Origin of the sequence: Streptomyces sp. NPDC059142 (genome assembly GCF_042755665.1) — a bacterium.
In the GTDB taxonomy this organism is placed as follows: Bacteria; Actinomycetota; Actinomycetes; order Streptomycetales; family Streptomycetaceae; genus Streptomyces.
The window spans coordinates 1-20,668 of record NZ_JBHZDA010000090.1 but is presented as its reverse complement, the minus strand read 5'-3'; the positions used below and the strand labels follow the sequence as shown (position 1 = coordinate 20,668).

19 protein-coding genes, 1 pseudogene and 1 riboswitch are annotated in these 20,668 nt (G+C 73.6%); of the genes and pseudogenes, 11 read left to right on the top strand and 9 right to left on the bottom strand.

Features of this window, described 5'->3' with window-relative positions; genetic code table 11:
* Positions 1-6: 6 nt before the first annotated feature.
* A complete protein-coding gene (locus tag ACFXPK_RS26225) occupies positions 7-831 on the top strand; it encodes a CbtA family protein (protein ID WP_385079189.1) in 825 nt (274 codons plus the stop codon).
* On the opposite strand, the gene ACFXPK_RS26220 is transcribed toward ACFXPK_RS26225, so the two are convergent.
* Positions 821-1,456 (bottom strand): NAD(P)-dependent oxidoreductase, encoded by a 636-nt coding sequence (locus ACFXPK_RS26220; protein WP_385079186.1) that lies wholly within the window; start codon positions 1,454-1,456, stop codon positions 821-823. The genes ACFXPK_RS26225 and ACFXPK_RS26220 overlap by 11 nt on opposite strands.
* Before the next feature lie 196 nt (positions 1,457-1,652).
* Between ACFXPK_RS26220 and ACFXPK_RS26215 the strand changes: the two genes are divergently transcribed.
* From ACFXPK_RS26215 to cobM, 3 genes are read left to right on the top strand one after another with little or no spacing between them, the layout of a single operon-like run.
* Complete coding sequence (locus ACFXPK_RS26215; protein ID WP_384996770.1) at positions 1,653-2,372, top strand: TetR/AcrR family transcriptional regulator; 720 nt, start codon at positions 1,653-1,655, stop codon at positions 2,370-2,372.
* A 41-nt stretch (positions 2,373-2,413) separates the two neighbouring features.
* Positions 2,414-3,715: a precorrin-6y C5,15-methyltransferase (decarboxylating) subunit CbiE gene (gene cbiE / locus ACFXPK_RS26210; RefSeq protein WP_385079183.1), complete on the top strand. Its 1,302-nt coding sequence runs from the start codon at positions 2,414-2,416 to the stop codon at positions 3,713-3,715.
* Positions 3,712-4,497, top strand: coding sequence for a precorrin-4 C(11)-methyltransferase (cobM, locus tag ACFXPK_RS26205; RefSeq protein WP_385079180.1), 786 nt, complete (start codon positions 3,712-3,714; stop codon positions 4,495-4,497). Before cbiE ends, cobM begins: the two co-directional genes overlap by 4 nt.
* Before the next feature lie 105 nt (positions 4,498-4,602).
* Here the strand turns inward: cobM and ACFXPK_RS26200 are convergent.
* The 3 genes and pseudogenes from ACFXPK_RS26200 to ACFXPK_RS26190 all read right to left on the bottom strand — a co-directional run.
* Positions 4,603-5,223: pseudogene (locus ACFXPK_RS26200) on the bottom strand (N-acetylmuramoyl-L-alanine amidase); the annotation flags it as partial.
* A 103-nt stretch (positions 5,224-5,326) separates the two neighbouring features.
* Entirely contained in the window at positions 5,327-5,974 is a 648-nt protein-coding gene (locus ACFXPK_RS26195) for a peptidoglycan DD-metalloendopeptidase family protein (protein ID WP_384996762.1), read from the bottom strand.
* Positions 5,975-6,099: 125 nt separating this feature from the next.
* Entirely contained in the window at positions 6,100-7,254 is a 1,155-nt protein-coding gene (locus ACFXPK_RS26190; RefSeq protein WP_385079177.1) for a cobalt-precorrin-5B (C(1))-methyltransferase, read from the bottom strand.
* A 17-nt stretch (positions 7,255-7,271) separates the two neighbouring features.
* On the opposite strand from ACFXPK_RS26190, the gene ACFXPK_RS26185 reads away from it, so the two are divergent.
* The gene (locus ACFXPK_RS26185; protein WP_385079204.1) at positions 7,272-8,054 is read left to right on the top strand and encodes a cobalt-precorrin-6A reductase; all 783 of its coding nucleotides are present in this window, start codon (positions 7,272-7,274) and stop codon (positions 8,052-8,054) included.
* On the opposite strand, the gene ACFXPK_RS26180 is transcribed toward ACFXPK_RS26185, so the two are convergent.
* Genes ACFXPK_RS26180 through cobG form a run of 3 tightly spaced genes read right to left on the bottom strand, consistent with a single transcriptional unit; the run spans position 8,003 to position 11,607 of the window.
* On the bottom strand, positions 8,003-9,577 hold the full coding sequence (locus ACFXPK_RS26180; RefSeq protein WP_384996758.1) for a precorrin-2 C(20)-methyltransferase: 1,575 nt from the start codon (positions 9,575-9,577) through the stop codon (positions 8,003-8,005). The genes ACFXPK_RS26185 and ACFXPK_RS26180 overlap by 52 nt on opposite strands.
* Positions 9,574-10,215, bottom strand: coding sequence for a precorrin-8X methylmutase (locus tag ACFXPK_RS26175; protein WP_384996756.1), 642 nt, complete (start codon positions 10,213-10,215; stop codon positions 9,574-9,576). The genes ACFXPK_RS26180 and ACFXPK_RS26175 overlap by 4 nt, the downstream gene beginning before the upstream one ends.
* A 12-nt stretch (positions 10,216-10,227) precedes the next feature.
* Positions 10,228-11,607, bottom strand: coding sequence for a precorrin-3B synthase (gene cobG / locus ACFXPK_RS26170; RefSeq protein ID WP_385079173.1), 1,380 nt, complete (start codon positions 11,605-11,607; stop codon positions 10,228-10,230).
* Positions 11,608-11,740: 133 nt separating this feature from the next.
* Positions 11,741-11,819: riboswitch (cobalamin riboswitch) on the top strand.
* A gap of 55 nt (positions 11,820-11,874) precedes the next feature.
* Here cobG and cobN point away from each other — a divergent pair.
* The 3 genes from cobN to ACFXPK_RS26155 all read left to right on the top strand — a co-directional run bounded on the left by cobN (position 11,875) and on the right by ACFXPK_RS26155 (position 16,364).
* The gene (cobN, locus tag ACFXPK_RS26165) at positions 11,875-15,531 is read left to right on the top strand and encodes a cobaltochelatase subunit CobN (protein ID WP_385079170.1); all 3,657 of its coding nucleotides are present in this window, start codon (positions 11,875-11,877) and stop codon (positions 15,529-15,531) included.
* Between the two features lie 174 nt (positions 15,532-15,705).
* Positions 15,706-15,984, top strand: coding sequence for a hypothetical protein (locus tag ACFXPK_RS26160; protein WP_385079167.1), 279 nt, complete (start codon positions 15,706-15,708; stop codon positions 15,982-15,984).
* The gene (locus ACFXPK_RS26155) at positions 15,981-16,364 is read left to right on the top strand and encodes a hypothetical protein (RefSeq protein WP_385079164.1); all 384 of its coding nucleotides are present in this window, start codon (positions 15,981-15,983) and stop codon (positions 16,362-16,364) included. The genes ACFXPK_RS26160 and ACFXPK_RS26155 overlap by 4 nt, the downstream gene beginning before the upstream one ends.
* Before the next feature lie 84 nt (positions 16,365-16,448).
* Here the strand turns inward: ACFXPK_RS26155 and ACFXPK_RS26150 are convergent, their stop codons facing one another.
* Positions 16,449-17,801 (bottom strand): geranylgeranyl reductase family protein, encoded by a 1,353-nt coding sequence (locus tag ACFXPK_RS26150; RefSeq protein ID WP_385079161.1) that lies wholly within the window; start codon positions 17,799-17,801, stop codon positions 16,449-16,451.
* Positions 17,802-18,107: 306 nt separating this feature from the next.
* Between ACFXPK_RS26150 and ACFXPK_RS26145 the strand changes: the two genes are divergently transcribed.
* The gene (locus ACFXPK_RS26145; protein WP_385079159.1) at positions 18,108-19,103 is read left to right on the top strand and encodes a zeta toxin family protein; all 996 of its coding nucleotides are present in this window, start codon (positions 18,108-18,110) and stop codon (positions 19,101-19,103) included.
* On the top strand, positions 19,100-19,357 hold the full coding sequence (locus ACFXPK_RS26140) for a hypothetical protein (RefSeq protein WP_385079157.1): 258 nt from the start codon (positions 19,100-19,102) through the stop codon (positions 19,355-19,357). Before ACFXPK_RS26145 ends, ACFXPK_RS26140 begins: the two co-directional genes overlap by 4 nt.
* 269 nt (positions 19,358-19,626) lie before the next feature.
* Here the strand turns inward: ACFXPK_RS26140 and ACFXPK_RS26135 are convergent, their stop codons facing one another.
* On the bottom strand, positions 19,627-20,049 hold the full coding sequence (locus tag ACFXPK_RS26135; RefSeq protein ID WP_385079155.1) for an ATP-binding protein: 423 nt from the start codon (positions 20,047-20,049) through the stop codon (positions 19,627-19,629).
* Between the two features lie 201 nt (positions 20,050-20,250).
* Between ACFXPK_RS26135 and ACFXPK_RS26130 the strand changes: the two genes are divergently transcribed.
* On the top strand, positions 20,251-20,668 hold a 418-nt coding region (locus ACFXPK_RS26130; RefSeq protein ID WP_385079153.1), incomplete at its 3' end, for a Scr1 family TA system antitoxin-like transcriptional regulator.

The window sequence follows — 20,668 nt, the reverse complement described above, 5'->3', positions numbered from 1 at the left end:
ACGCGCATGCATGCCTCCACCGTCAGAATCCTCCTGGTCCGCGGCATGGTCGCGGGCGTGCTGGCCGGGCTTCTCGCCTTCGCGCTGGCCTACTTCGCGGGTGAGCCGTCCGTACGGGACTCCATCGCGCAGGAGGAGAGCAGGTCGGCCCCGGCGCATCAGCACGGCGCTGCGGGAGACTCCGCCGCGCCCGAGGAGGAGGAAGAGGAGGAACTGGTCAGCCGGCCCGTCCAGTCGACGTTCGGGCTCGCCACCGGCGTCCTGGTGTACGGAGTGGCCCTGGGCGGTATCGCCTCGCTGGTCTTCGCCGTGAGCCTGGGCAGGATCGGCCGGTTCGGGCCACGGGCGACCGCCGCGCTGGTCGCGGGCGCCGCCTTCACCACCGTCTATCTGGTGCCGTTCCTGAAGTATCCGGCGGCGCCGCCCGCCGTCGGCAACCCCGACACCATCGGCAGACGCACCACGCTCTTCTTCCTGATGATCCTGCTCAGCGTGTTGCTGGCGGTCGTCGCCGTCATCGCGGGCCGACGGCTGGCGCCACGGCTCGGGAACTGGAACGCGTCGCTCGTCGCCGGTGGCGGTTACGTGGCCGTGGTGGCCCTCGCCTGTCTGGTGCTGCCCGCCAACTCCGACGCCGTGCCCGCGTCCTTCCCCGCCGCGCTGCTCTGGGAGTTCAGGCTCGCGTCGCTGGGTGTGCAGGCTCTGCTGTGGACGGCCTTCGGGCTGATCTTCGGCGCGCTGGCCGAGCGGGCGCTCCGGCCGGGGGTGGATTCCGCCGCATCCGGTGCCGTGCCGGCCGCCGCCGGGGCCGTGGGGGAGGTCACTCGCTGACGCCCACCACGTGGCACACCGTCTGCGGCGCCGCCATGAAGTCGAGCATGGCGCGGGCGACATCGGCGCGGGCGATGCGGTTGCCGGGCGGGCCCGCGTCGATCGCGTGCCGGTAGACGCCCCGGCCCGTGCTGTTCGTCAGCCGGGGCGGCCGTACCGACGTCCAGTCGAGTTCGCTGTCGGCCAGGGTCCGTTCCATCAGCTCCAGGTCGGTGTACATCTCCCTGAGGAGCACCCACATCATGGGCGTGATCACCCGGTGTGCGAGCCGGGTCCGCGCCACTCCCGTACGGTTCAGCGGCGCCGCGCTCACCACGACGAGGCGCCGCACCCCGGCCGCCGACATCGCCGCGACCGTCGCCCGCGCCGAGGTGTACGCGGGCCTGACCGGGTCGTGGCGGGCGGTGGGGCCCACGCCCGAGAGGACCGTGTCGACGCCTTCGACGACCTCCCCCACCGAGCCCGCGTCGAGGGCGTCCGTGCGCAGGACCGTGAGCTTGTCGCCCGTCAGATCCATCCGGGCCGGGTCCCGCACCCCTGCTTTCACCCTGTGGCCGTCCGCCAGGGCGTGGACGACGATCTGCCGTCCCACGCCGCCGGTGGCGCCGAGCACCGCGAGATTCATTGGCCTCTCCCTTCCTCGTGTCCTTGTGTCCTCGTGTTCTCGTGTTTTCGTGGTCTTCTTCGGTTCCGTTCTCGGTCCGTCTTCGCCCGTCTTCGGCGTTCGTCCGCTTTCGGGCTTCTTGTGACGTGAGTGGACACTTACCCCGGTAAGTGAACGCTCACTCACAGGATGAAATGAAATCAGTACGATCCGTGCCATGGATGAAGAAGCCGCTTCCCCGCCGCCCCTGACCGGTGGCGCCCTGACCCGCTCGCGGATCCTCGACGCGGCGGCGCACCTGATGAGCAGCGTCGGACTGACCCGTACGACGACCAAGCAGATCGCGCGCGAGGCGGGCTGCTCCGAGGCGGCGCTCTACAAGCACTTCCACGACCAGCAGGACATCTTCGTCCGCGTACTGCACGAGCGCGTCCCGCGCTTCACGGACGCGCTGGCCCGGCTGCCCGGGCGCGTCGGCGAGGGGGAGGTGGCCGGGCACCTGGAGGAGGTGGCCCGGGTGGCGGTCCTCTTCTACCGGCGTTCGTTCCCGATGGCCGCGTCGCTCTTCGCCAGCCCCGGACTGCTCGCGGCCCACCGCGCCAGGCTCGATCTCACCGACGCGGGCCCGCAGGAGGCGACCCACTGCCTGGCCGGCTATCTGCGCGCGGAACAGGAACGCGGCCGGGTGTCGGCGGGCATCGACCCCGACGCCGCGGCGATGCTCCTGATCGGCGCGTGCTTCCACCGCGCGTTCCTCGACCTGTTCTTCGCGCCGGACCCCCCGGAGGGCGTGGTGCGCCCCGCGGACGAGGCGGACTTCGCGCGGGAGACGGTACGGGCGCTGCTCGCGGGCATCGAGCCGCGGCAGGCGCCGAGCCGCACGCCGGGGGCGGGCGCCGGGGCACCCGTCGCGGGGCTGCGGGCGGGCGGACAGTAGAGTGCGGGGTCGGTCTTCTCCCAGTTCAGAGGTGTACGGCAGTGAGTGTCCCGCCCCCTGATTCCGCCTCGCGCACACCGGTGACCGTGGTCGGGATCGGCGCCGACGGCTGGGCCGGGCTCTCCGGCGCCGCGCGGGAGGCGCTGCGCGCCGCGGACGTGGTGATCGGCGGGGACCGGCAGCTCGGACTGCTGCCCCGGGACGGGTGCCCGGGCGAGCGGGTGGCGTGGCCCTCGCCGCTGCGCCCCGCCGTGCCCGGACTGCTCGCCGCGCACGCCGGCCGCCGGATCGCGGTGCTGGCCAGCGGGGATCCGATGTTCTACGGGATCGGGCGGGCGCTCGGCGAGGTCGTCGGCGCCGCCGCGCTGCGGGTGGTGCCGCATCCCTCGTCCGTCGGGTACGCCTGCGCCCGGCTCGGCTGGCCGGTGGAGGACACGGAGGTCGTGACCGCCGTGGGGCGCCCGGTCGACCGGCTCGCCGCCGCGCTGTACGACGGCCGCCGGGTGCTGGTGCTCAGCGCGGGCGCCGCGACCCCCGCCGAGGTGGCGGCGCTGCTCCGCGCGCGCGGCTACGGGCCGAGCGGGATGCACGTACTCGAACAGCTCGGCTCGGACCGGGAGTGCCATCTCACCGGGACCGCCGACACGTGGGACGCGCCCGCCGGTGACCCGCTCAACGTCGTGGCCGTCGAGTGCCGCCGCGCACCCGGCGCGCCGCACCTGGGCGCCGTACCCGGGCTGCCGGACACCGCGTACGAGCACGACGGCCAGCTCACCAAGCGCCATGTGCGCGCCGCCACGCTGGGCGCGCTGGCCCCCGCGCCGGGGGAGCTGCTGTGGGACGTCGGCGGCGGCTCCGGTTCGATCGCGGTCGAGTGGCTGCGTACGCATCCGTCCTGCCGGGCGGTGTCGGTGGAACGCGATCCGGCGCGCGCCGAGCGCATCGGCCGTAACGCGCGGGCGCTCGGGGTCCCCGGGCTGCGCGTCACCGTCGGCGCGGCGCCCGCGGCGCTGGCCGGACTGCCGGTGCCCGACGCGGTGTTCATCGGCGGCGGGCTGACCGCGCCGGGGCTGCTCGACGCCTGCTGGGACGCGCTGCCCGTGGGCGGTCGGCTGGTCGCGAACACGGTGACGCTGGAGTCCGAGGCGGTGCTGGCCGACCGGTACCGGCGGTTCGGCGGGGAGCTGGTGCGGCTGGCGGTCGCGCACGCGGCGCCGGTCGGCGGCTTCACGGGGTGGCGGCAGGCGATGCCGGTCACGCAGTGGGCGGTCACGAAGGCCGCACCGGGACCCGTACCAGTACCAGTACCAGTACCAGTACCAGGATCAGGAGACGAACGATGACGGTGTACTTCATCGGCGCCGGCCCCGGCGCCGCCGACCTGATCACGGTGCGCGGCGCCCGCAGGCTGGCCGCGTGCCGGGTGTGTCTGTACGCGGGCAGCCTCGTCCCGCGCGAGCTGCTGGCCGAGTGCCCGCCGGACGCGCGGCTGATCGACACCGCCAGGATGGACCTCGACGGCATCACCGCCGAACTGGTCCGTGCGCACGCCGAGGGCCACGACGTGGCGCGGCTGCACTCGGGCGACCCGTCCGTCTTCAGCGCCGTCGCCGAGCAGATGCGGCGGCTGGACGCGGCGGGCGTGCCGTACGAAGTGGTGCCGGGCGTACCGGCGTTCGCCGCCGCGGCGGCGGCGCTCAAGCGGGAGCTGACCGTACCGACGGTCGGCCAGACGGTGATCCTGACCCGGATCGCCCAGCGGGCCACCCCGATGCCCCCGGGCGAGGACCTGGCGACGCTCGGGCGCAGCGGCGCGCTGCTGGTGCTGCACCTGGCGGCGCGGTACGTGGACCGGGTGGTGGACGAACTGCTGCCGCACTACGGCGCCGACTGCCCGGCGGCGGTGGTGGCGATGGCCAGCCGCCCGGACGAACTGGTGCTGCGGGGCCCGCTGGACGGTATCGCCGCGCAGGTGAAGGCGGCGGGTGTGGTCCGTACGGCGGTGATCATGGTGGGCAGGACGCTGGGCGCGGAGCAGTTCAGGGACAGCCACCTGTACTCGGCTGACCGGGACCGGGGCGAGGGCGCGGACGGCGTCGGGCACCGGGAGTGCGCCACGGGCTGACCCCGCAGGGAGCAGCCCCGCCCGGCCGCTCCCCGGCGCACAGAGGCCCGGCGGGACCCGGAGCGCGCGTCCGTGTCCCGCCGGGTCTGCTGTTCGGCCCTACTTCCCGGGCGGGGTCGTCTTCAGCCGCCCCGCGATCCTGTCCCGCATGCCGGGCATGCCGAACCCCTTCGGGTCGATCTTGTCGTTCGACCATTCCAGATGACCGATGACGCTGAGCGCGCCCCACCCGTGCGCCCGGCAGATCGCCGCGCCCACCCGCTCGACCGCGTCGAGCTGCGCCGAGGGCCACGGGTCCTTCCCGTCACCGAGGTTGACGCACTCGAAGCCGTAGAAACGGGCGTTGCCGTCCTCGCCGTCGGCGTTGCCCCGGGTGGGCCTGGGCGGCCGGTCGCCGTAGTCCTCCGCGATCACCCGCGCGAGGACCTTCGGGTCTCCGCCCCCGGCGTGGTTCGTCCGGCCGTGGCCGACGAGGTGGACGACACCGGCCTTGTCGATCACGCCGTGGCACAGCGGGCCCGGCAGGGCGGCGTATCCGTCGCGGCAGATCCGTACGGACGCGTCGGTGCCGGAGGTGACGGTGTGATGGACCATCACACCGTTGACCGGGCCCCAGGGGCCCTTGTGGTCGCGGTTGTGCGTACGCCAGTCGCCGACCTCTTCGACCTTCACGCCCTCGGCGCGCAGGGCCGCGAGGAAGGCCGAGGCGGACAGTGGTGCTGCCATGGGAGTCCTTCCTTTCCGTCGTGATGCACGTGATGCACGTGATGCATGCGCTGCACATGACGCACGTGGTGTACGTGGTGTACGTGGCCGTGCGGGGCCGTGTTCACCAGGACGGGTCGCGGTCGTTCCCGTAGCCGCCGTTCCTCCTGCGGTCCTCGAAGTGCAGGTGCGGGCCGGTCACGTTGCCGGTGGAGCCGACCTCGCCGAGCTTCTGCCCGGCCTTGACCTTGTCGCCCTTGGCGACGCTGCGCACGGAGAGGTGGCAGTAGTAGTAGTCCCGGCCGTTGTCGGCGCGCAGCACGACCCAGCGTCCGTACGAGCCCCCGTTGTTGTCCGACACGCCGATGGTGCCCGCGCGTACGGCGACCACCGGGGTGCCCGTGGGCGCCGCGTAGTCGTCACCGGTGTGGTACCCGGCGGAGTACGAGGAGTTGCGGACGCCGTAGGCGTAGGTGACGCGCTTGCCGGGCACGGGCGAGGCCGCCCTGCTGCTCGAACCGGCCGGCTTGTGGCCGCCGTCCTTGAGCCCGAGGAGGGCGAACGTCTGCGGTCCCGGCAGTCCGTCGGCGTTGCCGCCGCTCCACCCCTGGGCCTTCTGGAGCTTGACGCAGGCGGCCTTGGTCTGGTCGCCGTACTTTCCGGTGGCGCCGTCCGGGATCTTGTACCCCTTGGCGATGAGCGCCTTCTGGAAGCTGGTGACGCACGGATCGGTCTTCCCGTACCTCACGTGGTCGAATTCTATCGTGGCCATGTCAAATCCCCCTTGACGTGTTCACTGAGACGGCCCGTTGGGCAGCCATCTGTGCATCATGCTGGCAAGGGCAAAGAAACATTCATTAAATAGTCAATAAATGCCCATGTGGCGCCGGGGGACCGTCACCGCTCGCTGCGCCCCACCACCGCCCCCGCCCGGTCGATGCAGATCACGTCCACCGCCACCGGCGCCCCCCGCAGCACCGCCAGCGCCTCCGACCTGGCCCGTACCGCCACCGCGTCGCCCAGGGGCACGCCCGCCGCCTCGCACAGGCGCAGCGCCTCCAGGCCCGTGTTGGCCTCCGCGACCCGTGTCGTCAGGGTCCCGTCCGCGCCTGCCCCGGCGGCCAGTTCCGCCAGGAACGCCTTGTTCACCTGGGAGCGGGCCGAGTGCAGGTCGAGGTGGCCCGCCGCCAGTTTCGAGAGCTTCGCGAAGCCGCCGCAGAGCGTCAGCCGGTCGACCGGGTGGCGCCGGATGTACTTGAGGACCGCCCCCGCGAAGTCGCCCATGTCCAGCAGCGCGTCCTCCGGCAGGCCGTGGACCGCCAGGACCGTCTTCTCCGAGGTCGAGCCCGTGCAGCCCGCCACATGCGTACGGCCCGCCGCCCGCGCCACGTCCACGCCCCGCCGGATCGAGTCGATCCACGCCGAGCAGGAGTACGGGACGACCACGCCCGTCGTGCCGAGGATGGAGAGGCCGCCCAGGATGCCCAGGCGCGGGTTCCACGTCGAGCGGGCGATCTCCTCGCCGTCGTCCACGGAGACCGTGATCTCCACGTCGCCCGTGCCGCCGTACCGCCCCGCCACCTCCGCCACATGCGCCCGCATGAGCTGACGCGGCACCGGGTTGATCGCCGGTTCGCCGACCTCCAGGGGCAGCCCGGGGCGCGTCACCGTGCCCACGCCGGGGCCGGCCACGAAGACGACGCCCGCGCCCGGCGGAAGCAGCCGGACCGTCGCGCGGACCAGGGCGCCGTGCGTGACGTCCGGGTCGTCGCCCGCGTCCTTGACCACGCCCACCGTGGCCGCCCCGGCCGACCGTTCCTCCGTGGCCAGCGCGAACGCCGGGGTCTGGCCCTTCGGCAGCGTGATCGTCACCGGATCGGGGAAATCGCCGGTCAGCAGGGCGGTGTACGCGGCCGTCGTCGCCGCCGTCGCACAGGCGCCGGTCGTCCAGCCGGAGCGCAGACCCGTGTGCTTGAGTTGGGCGCTGCGCCCGCCCGCGCCCGTGGCGGCCGTATCCGTACGTCCACCCGTACCCGCGTCGTCCTGAGTCATGGAGAGAACCGTTGCCCTTGCATGTGCTGATCCTCGGGGGGACCACCGAGTCGCGGCGCCTCGCGGAACTCCTCCATCCCCGGTGGCGTGTGACGACGTCCCTCGCCGGGCGCGTGGCCCGGCCCGTGCCGCCGCCGGGCGAGGTGCGCGTCGGCGGGTTCGGCGGGGCCGACGGACTGGCGCGCTGGATACGGGAGCACCGCGTGGACGCGCTCGTCGACGCCACCCATCCCTTCGCCGCGACGATCAGCGCGAACGCGGCCCGCGCCGCCGCCACCGCCCCCGTCCCCCTGCTGGCGGTGCGACGCCCCTCCTGGGCGCCCGTGCCGGGCGACGACTGGCGTACGGCCGGTTCGCTGGCGGAGGCCGCCGAGGCGCTGCGCGGGCTCGGCGGGTCCCGCCGGGTCTTCCTCACCACCGGGCGGATGGGGCTCGCCGCCTTCGCGGGCCCGGAACTCGACGGTCACCGGTTCCTCGTACGGTCCGTGGACGCCCCGGAACCGCCGTACCCCGCCCGTACGGAGACCCTGCTCGACCGGGGCCCGTTCACCCTCGACGGGGAGCGGGAGATCCTGCGCCGGCACCGGATCGACGTCGTCGTCACCAAGGACAGCGGCGGCGCGGCCACCGCGCCCAAGCTCACCGCCGCCCGGGAGGCGGGGATCCCGGTCGTGGTGGTGCGCCGCCCGCCCGTGCCCGGGGGCGTGGCCGTCGCGGAGAGCGTCGAGGACGCGGTGGCGTGGGTGGCTCACGTCGCGGCGGAGGCTTCCGAAGGAGAGTGCGCGGAAGGCTCCGGGTAGCGCCGGGGCGTCCAGACGATCTCCTCGCCGCCGCCCTCGCCCGCTCCGCGCCGTACCGCCACCGTCTGCGACGAGCCGACGATCAGGATCGTCCGCATATCCACCTGCGCCGGGTCCAGCTCCGCCAGCCGTACGATCCGTACGCTCTCCTCCGCCCCGCCCACATCGCGGCCCAGCACGACCGGGGTGTCCGGGGCGCGGTGCTCCAGCAGCAGTTCGCGGGCCTTGCCGACCTGCCAGTTCCGGCTGGCCGAGCCCGGGTTGTAGAGCGCCAGCACCAGGTCGGCCGCCGCTGCCGCGCGCAGCCGCTCCGCGATGACCTCCCACGGCTTGAGACGGTCGGAGAGCGAGAGCACGGCGTAGTCGTGGCCGAGGGGAGCCCCGGCGCGCGCGGCGGCGGCGTTGGCGGCGGTCACGCCCGGGAGCACCCGTACGGGGATCGCCCGGTACGGGTCCGCCGACGCGACCTCCAGGACGGCCGTGGCCATCGCGAAGACGCCCGGATCGCCGCCCGAGACGACGGCCACGCGGCGGCCCCGCCGCGCCAGGTCGAGGGCGAACTCGGCGCGCTCGGACTCCACCTTGTTGTCGGAGCCGTGGCGCCGCTGCCCCGGGCGGACCGGCACACGGTCCAGATAGGTGGTGTAGCCGACCAGGTCCTCGGCGGAGGCCAGCGCGCCGCGCGTCTCCGGCGTGAGCCACAGCGGACCCGCCGGGCCCGTTCCCACGACCACCACCTCACCGGAGCCGGGCGCCGCCGGCGAAGGCGCCGGGGGCGGCGTCGCGCCCACCCGGCTCGGCAGCACCGCCACCGAGAAGTACGGCACCGACTCCGGGTCCGTGTCCGCCAGCGCGCCCGTGCGCTCCCCGCTCATCGTCGCGCGCTCCACGTACCGCGCGTCCGCCAGCCGCCCCGCCCGCTCGATCGACCGCCGTACGGCGGGGAACGTCCGGCCCAGCTTCATGACGACCGCCGAGTCCGCCGAGGCCAGCCGCGCCGTCAGCTCCTCCTCGGGCAGGGTGCCCGGCAGCACCGTCAGCACCTCCTCGCCCTCGACGAGCGGGGTGCCGAGCCGGGCCGCGGCGGCGCTGACCGAGGTCACCCCGGGGATCACCTCGGTCGGATAGCGGTCGGCCAGCCGCTTGTGCATGTGCATGTACGAGCCGTAGAAGAGCGGATCGCCCTCCGCGAGCACCGCCACCGTGCGCCCGGCGTCGAGATGGACGGCGAGCCGGGCGGCGGACTCCGCGTAGAACTCGTCCATCGCGCCCTGGTAGCCGCCCGGATGGTCGGTGGTGCCGGTGGTGACCGGGTAGACCAGCGGCTCCTCGATGTGGTCGGCGCGCAGATGCGCGGCGGCTATGGAGCGCGCGATGGAGCGGCCGTGCCGGGCGCTGTGGTACGCGATCACATCCGCCTCGGCGATGACCTGCACCGCCCGTACGGTCATCAGGGACGGGTCGCCGGGGCCGAGGCCGACGCCGTACAGACGGCCGGTGGTGGGGCTGGTGTTCTCGGTCATTCCACTTCGCTCGCGATCGCGTTGACGGCCGCGGCGGCGAGGGCGCTGCCGCCCCGCCGTCCCCGTACGACCAGGTGTTCCAGGGCCGAGGGGTGCTCGGCCAGCGCGTCCTTGGACTCGGCGGCGCCGATGAAGCCCACCGGGACGCCGATGACGGCGGCCGGGCGCGGCGCGCCCGCCTCGACCATCTCCAGCAGCCTGAAGAGCGCGGTCGGCGCGTTGCCGACGGCGACGACCGCGCCGTCCAGCCGGTCCCGCCACAGCTCCAGGGCTGCGGCGCTGCGCGTCGTCCCCAGCTCGGCGGCGAGGGCGGGCACGGCCGGGTCGGAGAGGGTGCAGACCACGTCGTTCCCGGCGGGCAGCCGCTTGCGCGTGACCCCGCTCGCGACCATCTGCACATCGCACAGGATCGGCGCGCCCGCGCGCAGCGCCTCGCGGGCGCGGGCCACCACGCCGGGGCTGAAGGCCAGGTCGCGCACGAGGTCGACCATGCCGCAGGCGTGGATCATCCGCACCGCGACCTGGGAGACATCGGCGGGCAGCCCGGCGAGATCCGCCTCGGCGCGGATCGTGGCGAACGACTGGCGGTATATCGCCGCGCCGTCCTTCTCGTAGTCGAACACTGTGGTCTCGCTCATCTCGTCACGTCGTCACGGCTGCTTTTTTTCGTCAAGTGGTCGTCCGTGGCCGTCCTGTGTGTGCACAGAGACGGTGTAGCGGCCCTCGCCGGTCGCGACCATGTCCACCCGGTCGCCCTGCGGATGACCGCAGCGCCGCGCGCATCCCGACCAGTACACGGGCAGGTTGTTTCCGTCCCCTTCCGGGGCGGGGGAAGGCGCCGTGGTCACGGACGCGGCGGCGTCGGCCCGTACGTCCGCGAGCGCCTTGGCGCACCCGGGCCGGCCGGTGCAGGCGCCCACACCGAGCCAGGGGGAGCCGGGCTCGGTGACCAGGCCGGCGGTGCGCAGGCGCCCGAGGAGAGCGGCGGCGTCGTCCGGGGCCAGACCGGGGACGATCACCCCGCGCCAGGGCGTCAGCCGCAGGCCGCCGTCCCCGCCCCCGCACAGCAGAAGGCGCCACTGCGCCGCGCTCAGCCGCCCGAGCCGGGGGTACGCGCAGAGCGCGACCGTCCCGTCGGGGGAGGGGACCAGCCCCGGGGCGGGCGCCGGCGCGTCCTCCCGCGGCTCCTCGCCGTCCCCCGCCAGGACCGCGATCCCGGCCGCCGTCAGACGCTCCGCCAGCGCGGCGGCCAGCCCCCGGGCCGCGTCGGCGGGCAGGTCCCGTACGCGCCAGGCGCCCGTGCCGCTCGCCTCCGCCGCGGTGAGGAAGGTCTCCGCCGCCAGCAGGGCCGCGCGCGGGGCGTCGGCGGCCGGGACGCGTACCGCCCGGCCCCCGTGCGGGGGGTGGTTCGTCCCGATCCGTACCACCGCCGTGGTGTCCCGCCGTGCGAGCAACGTCACATCCGCGCCCAGCGCCGCGACATCGCCCCGGCCGTCGTCCAGCGCGAACAGGAAGCGCCCGGAAAGCCCTGTCGCCGCCTCGCTCGCGCACAGCAGCCCGTCCAGCCGCCGGGCCCACGACGGCACGTCCCCCGCGCCGGGTCCGTCGAGTCCGGCCAGCGGCGAGGCGACGATGTTCCGGACCCGCTCGTGCCGCTCCGAGGGCAGCAGGTCCGCCTCGTGCAGCAGCGCCGCCAGCTCACCGCCGCAGCTCGCGCCGAGCCCCCGGAGCTGGACGTTGCCCCGGGACGTGAGGTCCAGATGCCCGTCGCCCAGACGCTCCGCCGCGTCCGCCAGAGCGAGCGCCTGACGGTGGGTCAACAGCCCTGCGGGCAGCCGGAGCCGGGCCAGACGGCCGTCGTCGGCGAGGTGCAGCCGCAGCGCGCCGGGGCAGGCGTCGCCCCGTACCCGTACGACCTCCCCCACGGCCTGCGCCACCGGCTCGCGTACGGCATCGCGCAGCGCGCCCCGGACCGGAGCGCGCGCGGCGGCTTCGTCCCGGTTCACGGGTGTTGGCGAGGTGGGCGGCATGGCCGCGAGCATACCCACGTGGTCCTCCGGGCGGACTCACTCGTCCGGGCGCCCTCCCCGCCCGTGACCTCAGCACTTACTATGCAGACGGCGGGCCGTCAGGCCCGCCGCACGCCAGTGACGGCGTCATGGGGAGGAAGCCCGGTGCGAACCCGGCGCGGTCCCGCCACTGTGAACCCGACAGCTCCGGCCGTCGGGTGAGCCAGGAACTCCCGCCGTCCTCCACACCCGCCCGGGGCGCGGACCCCGAGGAAGGCCAGACGCCGCATGCTTCTGCTCCTGTCGACGTCCGACACCGATCTGCTCAGCGCCCGTGCCGCCAACGCGGCGGGGGGCCCGGTCCCGTACCGGTTCGCCAACCCGGCCCGGCTCGCGCTCGACGAACTGCCGGGACTGCTGGAGGGCGCCGACCTCGTCGTCGTACGGCTCCTCGGCGGTCTGCGCGCCTGGCAGGACGGCATCGACGCCCTCCTCGCCCGGGACGTCCCCGTCGTCGTCCTCACCGGTGAGCAGGCGCCCGACGCGCAGCTCATGGAGGCGTCCACCGTCCCCATCGGGATCGCCGCCGAGGCGCACGCCTATCTCGCGCACGGCGGGCCCGGCAACCTGGACCAGCTCGCGCGGTTCCTCTCCGACACCGTCCTGCTGACCGGCCACGGCTTCGAGCCGCCCGCCGCCGCGCCCACCTGGGGGCGGCTGGAGCGCAAGGTCAGGCCGCCCCGCTTCGGCCGCCCCGGCCATTCGGTGACGGAGCTCGCGCCCACGGTCGCGGTCCTCTACTACCGCGCCCACCACATGAGCGGCAACACCGCCTTCGTCGAGACGCTCTGCTCGGCGGTCGAGGACGCCGGCGCCCGGCCCCTGCCGATCTTCGTCTCGTCGCTGCGCGCCCCCGAGGCGGAGCTGCTGGCCGCCCTCGGCGAGGCCGACGCGATCGTCACCACCGTGCTCGCCGCCGGGGGCACCAAGCCCGCCCAGGCGTCGGCCGGCGGCGACGACGAGGCGTGGGACGCGGGCGCGCTCGCCGCACTCGACGTACCGATCCTCCAGGCCCTCTGCCTCACCAGCAGCCGCGCCGCCTGGGAGGAGAGCGACGAGGGGCTGACGCCGCTCGACGCCGCCTCGCAGGTCGCCGTACCGGAGTTCGACGGCCGGCTGATCACCGTCCCCTTCTCCTTCAAGGAGATCGACGAGGACGGGCTGCCCGCGTACGTACCCGACCCGGAGCGCGCCGCGCGCGTCGCCGGGATCGCCGTACGCCACGCCTCGCTGTCCTTCCGTACGAACGCCGAGAAGCGTGTCGCGCTGGTCCTCTCCGCGTACCCCACCAAGCACTCCCGCATCGGCAACGCCGTCGGCCTCGACACCCCCGCCAGCGCCGTCGCGCTGCTGCGCCGGCTTCTCGTGGACGGCTACGACTTCGGTACGGAGCCGGTGCCCGGTCTGGAGTCCGGCGACGGCGACGAGCTGATCCGCGCGCTCATCGACGCGGGCGGCCACGACCAGGAATGGCTCACCGAGGAGCAGCTCGCCCGCAACCCCGTCCGCATACCCGCGGCCGACTACCGGCGCTGGTACGCGCAGCTCCCCGCCGATCTGCGGGAAGCCGTCGAGCGGCACTGGGGGCCGCCGCCCGGCGAGATGTTCCTCGACCGCAGCCGCGTCGGCGCGGGCGGCGACCCGGACGGCGACATCGTGCTCGCCGCCCTGCGGCGCGGCAATCTGCTGATCCTCATCCAGCCGCCGCGCGGCTTCGGCGAGAACCCGATCGCGATCTACCACGACCCCGATCTGCCGCCCTCGCACCACTACCTGGCCGCGTACCGCTGGATCCAGGCGCCCGACCACGACGGCGGCTTCGGCGCCGACGCCATGATTCACCTGGGCAAGCACGGCAACCTGGAGTGGCTGCCCGGCAAGAACGCCGGGATGTCCGCGTCCTGCGCGCCGGACGCCGCGCTCGGCGACCTGCCGCTGATCTACCCGTTCCTCGTCAACGACCCGGGCGAGGGCACCCAGGCGAAGCGGCGCGTGCACGCCACGCTCGTGGACCACCTCGTACCGCCGATGGCGCGCGCCGAGTCGTACGGCGACATCGCGCGCCTGGAGCAGTTGCTCGACGAGTACGCGGCGATCTCCTCCATGGACCCGGCGAAGCTGCCCGCGATCCGCGCCCAGATCTGGACGCTGATCCAGGCCGCCAAGCTCGACCACGACCTCGGGCTCGAAGCGCGCCCTGACGACGACGGGTTCGACGACTTCCTCCTGCACGTCGACGGCTGGCTCTGCGAGGTCAAGGACGCGCAGATCCGCGACGGACTCCATGTCCTCGGCGGCGCCCCCGTCGGCGAGGCGCGCGTCAACCTCGTCCTCGCGATCCTGCGCGCCCGGCAGATCTGGGGCGGCACCTCCTCCCTGCCCGGTCTGCGCGAGGCCCTCGGCCTCGACGAGTCGGCGGCGACCCGCACCGCCGCCGACGACGCCGAGGAGCGGGCCCGCGCGCTCGTCCAGGCGATGGAGGACGCGGAGTGGGACCCGGCGGCGGTGGAGTCGGTGGCCTCGGGCCATCCGTCGGGGGTGGCGGACATCCTGACCTTCGCGGCCCGGGAGGTCGTCCCGCGCCTGGCCGGCACGGACGACGAGATCGAGCACGTCGTGCACGCGCTGAGCGGCGGCTTCGTCCCGGCGGGCCCGTCCGGCTCCCCGCTGCGCGGCCTCGTCAACGTCCTGCCGACCGGCCGCAACTTCTACTCCGTCGACCCGAAGGCCGTACCGAGCCGCCTCGCCTGGGAGACCGGACAGGCCCTCGCGGACTCCCTCCTCACCCGCTACCGCACCGACAACGGCGACTGGCCGACCTCGGTGGGGCTCTCCCTCTGGGGGACGAGCGCGATGCGCACCTCGGGCGACGACATCGCGGAGGCCCTCGCGCTGCTGGGTGTCCGCCCCGTCTGGGACGACGCCTCCCGCCGGGTCACGGGCCTGGAGCCGGTCCCCCTGGCGGAGCTCGGCCGCCCCCGTATCGACGTCACCCTGCGCATCAGCGGCTTCTTCCGCGACGCGTTCCCGCACGCGATCGGGCTGCTGGACGACGCGGTACGGCTGGTCGCCGCGCTCGACGAGCCGGCCGAGTCCAACTTCGTCCGCGCCCACGCCCAGGCCGATCTGGCGGAACACGGCGACGAACGGCGCGCCACGACCCGTATCTTCGGCTCCCGGCCCGGTACGTACGGCGCGGGCATCCTCCAGCTCATCGACAGCCGCGACTGGCGCACCGACGCGGACCTCGCCGAGGTCTACACGGTGTGGGGCGGCTACGCGTACGGCCGCGAACTCGACGGGCGTCCGGCGCGCGGCGAGATGGAGACCGCGTACAAGCGCATCGCGGTGGCCGCGAAGAACACCGACACGCGCGAGCACGACATCGCGGACTCGGACGACTACTTCCAGTACCACGGCGGCATGGTCGCCACCGTCCGCGCCCTGAAGGGCACGGCCCCCGAGGCGTACATCGGCGACTCCACCCGCCCGGAGACCGTCCGCACCCGCACCCTGGTCGAGGAGACCTCCCGCGTCTTCCGCGCCCGCGTGGTCAACCCGCGCTGGATCGAGGCGATGCGCCGCCACGGCTACAAGGGCGCGTTCGAACTGGCGGCGACGGTCGACTACCTCTTCGGGTACGACGCGACGACGGGCGTCGTCGCGGACTGGATGTACGACAAGCTCACCGAGACGTACGTCCTGGACCCGGAGAACCGCCAGTTCCTCCAGGAGGCCAACCCCTGGGCCCTGCACGGCATCGCGGAACGCCTCCTGGAGGCGGAGTCGCGCGGCATGTGGGAGAAGCCGGACCCGGGGGTGCTGGACGCGCTGCGGAAGGTGTTCCTGGAGACGGAGGGGGAGCTGGAGGGCGAGGAGGACTGAGGGGGACGCCGCCCGGGGCATCGACAGCCCGGGCGGCGCGGTCGGCCCGTGGGGTCGCCCGGGCCGCGCTGTGTGACGCCTCGTGTTCCAGGGTGACATTGGGGGCATATGTGCGGGTGCTCGGGGCGGGCCATCGCGGTGCACGGCGGCTCTACCGTGAGTAGAGTCCACGGTATGAGTGATGACGACACGAGCATCAAGGTGTCCAAGGCGGCCAGGGAGCGTCTGGGCCTGCTGGCCCGCGAGCAGGGCACGACCATCCGCAGTTTGGTGGAGGAGCTCGCCGCGGAGCGGTTCACCAGTGCGGAACTCAGGGAGCGCGGCGAGAAGGCTCGCGCGTATCTGCGTGAGCACATGGGTGTCGAGCTGACCGAGGCCGACGAGGAGAACGGGCAGCGGCTGTTGCGCGCCATCGAGGCGCGCGCGATCCGGCACCGTGGCGCCGCTACGTGATCCCTTTCCTCCTCGATCACACCGCGCTGCTCGCCCTGGGCGCCGGTCATCGGAAGTTGTCCTGGCTCGTGGTGGCGGCGGCCGAGGGGCGGGCGCTCGGCCACGTCCCCTCGCTGTGCCTGCTCGCCGCGGAGTCCGACCGCAAGGGCGTCGGGGAGCACGTGGCGAGCCTGCCCGGCCTTGAGGTCGAATCCCTCGATCTGACGGCCGGGCTCGACGCGGGCGCGCTGGTCGGCGGCGGGGCCGACTGGCGGATCGCGCACGCCGTCCATCTGGCCAAGCAGTCGGCGGAATGGCCCGCGGGCCGGACGGTGCTGTCCGTACGCCCGGAGCTGTACGAGGGCACCGGCATCGACCCGATCGACCCCGACGCGATCTGAGCCCCGGGCAGGGCATCGCCCCGGCCGACCCGCTCACGCCCGCCGGGTGTGCCGTTCAGGCGCAGATGGTGACGTCAACGCGGGTCACCGGGTTTTACGTCGGACGGGTGGCGTCGGGACGAGGCGGATCGCCGTGTTGATCAGGTGGTCGATCGTGTCGCGCGACGGCTTGTCGGTGAGGTCGGTGAGCAGCCGGGCCAGGGCCTTGAGCAGGAACGGCGAGTCCAGGACGTAGCGGTTGAGGACCGGCTGGAAGCCCGAGCGGCTGAAGACGAGGTCGGCGGCGGCGTTGCCGAGGCGGTAGTAGCGGCCCCAGCGGCGGTTCATCTCCACGGGGTAGTTGAGCAGCACCCGCTCCCGCTTCGGCCCCTGGGGGAGGGCCAGGGCGAGCGCCGCGGACCCGGCCGCGACCTCGCCCGCCTCCAGGGCCTGCGCGATGCCCTCGCCGTTCCAGGGGCTGATCATGCCGCCCGAGTCGCCGACCAGGAGGAGCCCCCGGGCGTACAGGGGATGGCGGTTGAAGCCCATGGGCAGCGCCGCGCTCCGCACGGGGCCCTCGGCGTTCTCCTCGCGCAGTCCCCACCCGTACGGGGTACGGGACAGCCACTCGTCGAGCGCGGTGCGCAACTCGACCTTCCCGTACCGGTGGTGGGGCAGCGCGCCGAGCCCCACGTTGACCCGGCCGTCGCCCATCGGGAAGATCCAGCCGTATCCGGGCAGGTACCGGTCGGTCCCCGGCAGGCGGAGGTCGGCCCACAGCTCCAGATACGCGTCGTGGGACCGCTCCGGGCTGCGGTAGTAACGACGGGCGGCCGTCGCGATCTGCCGTTTCGCGTCCCGTTCCAGCCCGAGGGCCAGGGCGAGGCGGGCCGAGGCGCCGTCGGCGGCGATGACGATCGGCGCGCGGTAGACGGTCGGCCCGTCCGCGCCCTCCACGCCCTTCGCACCCCTGGGGTCTTTGCGCTCCCCGGGCTCCTTGGGTCCGGCCGGTACGGCGACGCCGCTGACACCGGTCACCCGGCCGGCGCGGTCCAGTACGGGATGGGTCACCTTCACCCCGTTGTGCAGCCGCGCTCCGGCCGCCGCCGCGTGCCGGGCCAGGATGTCGTCGAAGTCGTGCCGACTGCGCGAGAGCCCGAAATCGGGGTAACTCCCCAGGCTGGGCCACTCGATGTGGATCCGGTGGCTCCCCGCCACCCAGCGCATACCGCGTGAGCGCATCCACCCCGGGGCGTTGATGTCGACCCCCATACGGATCAACTGGTGCACCGCCCGCGGGGTCAGACCGTCCCCGCACACCTTCTCCCGGGGAAAGTGGGACTTCTCCAGCAGCAGTACGTCGACGCCCGCCCTGGCCAGGTGATACGCGGCGGACGAGCCCGCCGGGCCCGCGCCCACCACGATCACGTCGGCTTCCGTCTCCCTTGACCCGCTCATCAGGAATCCCCTCTTGGGACGGTCGCCGCCGCCGAAGTCGTCATTCTTCACGTCATCATGGGGCAGAACCCGGCGGTGCGGAACATGGCCTCGCGGCGCGGTGGCCCCGGCACCGGGCCGCGGCGGGGCACGGACCGGTCGGCCGCCGAGGCGTGTCGGGGCCGGTCCGTTCCCCGGCGTACTGGGACGATTCCGGACGGCGCGACGCCCGACAGGCGAAGATGATCCGTTCCGCTCCGTCTTCCCGCCGATACGTACGGGTGTGGCGCCATCCACCCCCATTCACCACGTTCCAGGGATACCGACGTGTTAAGAGTCCTCCCCCCCCGCTCCGCTTCCTCCGCCTCCTCCCGCGGGCCGTGGTACGCCCTGCTCGGTCTGCTGTCCGCGCTGGCGCTGCTGTTCGCCGGGCCCGCCGGTCAGGCTGCCGGCCACGCCGCCGGTCCGTCCGCCGGTCCCGCCCGGACGGCCCAGGCGGCGCCGAAGACCCCGCTGACCGACGCGCAGTGGAACCGGCACGTCGCGAGCGTCCAGCGCAACCTGGACCGGGCCCTGGCCGACGGCCAGGAGACCGCCGTGCGCTACACCGTCGACGGCGACGGCGAACACTGGTTCGCCTCCCGCGTACGCCAGCAGCGCGAGGTCGCCGACGAGCTGTACGCGCGCGGCGCGGCCGTACCGGACGAGGGCCGGGCGATCCTCACCGGCGGGCCGATGGGCGCCGGGAAGACCACCGTCCTCACCCGCTACTCCGGTGTCGACCTCTCCCGGTACCTGGTCGTGAGCGCCGACGACGTCAAGGACGTCATGTGCGAGCGCCGCATGATCCCCGCCGCCAGGGGCCTGACCCCGCTGGAGGCCAGCACCCTCGTCCAGGAGGAGTCCAAGGTGATCGCCAACATGGTCGCCTCCCGCGCCTACCAGGCACGCAAGAACATCGTCTGGGACTTCTCGATGTCCTCCCGCGGCTCCGTCGAGGGGCGCCTGACCCCCATGCGCACGGCGGGCTACGGCGACATCGCCGCCCTCTTCGTCGACATTCCGGTGGAGATGAGCGTGCAGCGCGCCGATCAGCGGCACCGCAAGGGCCACGAGGCGTACCGCAACGGCGAGGGCTGCGGCGGGCGGTACGTACCCCCCGCGCTGATCCGCTCCGGCGCCGACCCGCAGTGGGGCAGCGTCAACCGCCGCGCCTTCGAGGAGACCAAGAACCTCTTCGACACCTGGTCCCTCTGGGACTCCGCCGGTGCCACGCCCGCACTGATCGCCTCGGGCCGGGGCAACGCCGTACCGGCTCGATGAGCGAGGTCACCGACCTCCTGACCGCCCTGCGCAACGGCGACATGACGGTGGAGCAGGTCGCGGAACGCTTCCGGCGCCTCGCCTGGCGCCACCCGGCCCCGCCGGACGGACCGGCGCCGGCCGATCCGGAACCGCCGCTCCCGGACTCGTTCGAGGAGGTCGTCATGGCCTACTCCCGCCATGAACTGACGGACACCCAGTACGAGGCGCTGCTCCGGGCGGCGACCACCAGGGCGCAGAACAGGCCCGGTTGACGCGTCGCCTCGGCCGACAGGGGCGGGACCCGGTTGACGTCCGGGTCCCGCCCCTGTCGTTCGTCACAGCACCCAGGGCCGCCGCTGAGCACCGCCCTCCCGGGCCCGCCGGGCCCGGCGATGACGTGCGAGGGTGAGCAGCGCGTCCCACATTTCGGGAGTCTCGGTACGCACGGGTACGGAATCGAGCCACACCGCCGGTACGGATACGGGCAGGGCCGGCGCCGGTCCTGTACGGCAACCCCGCAAGACACGGCGCAGAAGCCCCCTCACCCCGGCCGCCCGTTCAGGGTGAACCGCGCCCACACACACTTCCCGTACGCGAGCTCCCGGCACCCCCAGCCATCGGCGAGCGCGGCGACGAGCAACAGCCCGCGCCCGCCCTCCTCGTCCTCGGAACAGCGCTCCCGGAGCTGCGGCAGCCTGTCCCGATCGGGGTCGCAGACCTCCAACACCAGGTCGCCCCAGTCGACATGCAGGGTCACCTCGACCTCGGCGAAGCTCACCCGGCAGTGGCGGACGGCGTTGGTGACGAGTTCCGAGGCGACCAACTCGACATCCGGGGCGAGCTGTTCGAACCCCCACTTCTCCAGGGTCTCCCTGACGCGGGCCCGTACGGCCGGTACGTGCTTCTTGCGCTTCGGGATGCGGAAGGTGTCGCGGAACGGCTCCGCGAAAAGGGTTGTGGGCATGGGGTACCCCTCGCTGACGCATGTCGGAGTTACGCCGCGTAGTGGGATGCGTGCGGCGTGTTGTTGAGGCTAGGGTGAGCTTCGCAACTTCCACAACCCGAAACTTATGCACAGGTGCACGGTTAGCTCGATCGTGTGACGGCGTACCAAGCGGCCCCCGGAACGGCAGACTTGGGCGCGAGCGGAGAGGGAGGCAACAAGATGCCCGCAGGTGGAAAGCCGACCGTGCGCAGCAGGCGATTCGGCCGCAAGATGCAGCGGCACAGGCTCGGCGCGGGAGTCGACCAGGCGCAGGCGGCGGAGTTCATCCACGGGTCGAGGTCCAAGATCAGCCGCATGGAGGACGGGATCACCACCGCCAGACCTGCGGAAGTGCTGCTCCTGCTGGACCGGTACGGGGTGACGGACGAGGCGGAGCGCGGCCATCTGGTGTGGCTGGCGAAGAACTCGGGGCATCGGGGGTGGTGGCTCAACTTCCCCGAGCTGTCGGACGGGTATCGCGACCACATCTCACTGGAGGACGGTGCGACGTTCATCCGTGAGTGGCAGACGGTGCTGGTCCCCGGCCTGTTGCAGACACCGGCGTACGCGGAGCAGACATCCGTGCTTGCTCCTAACT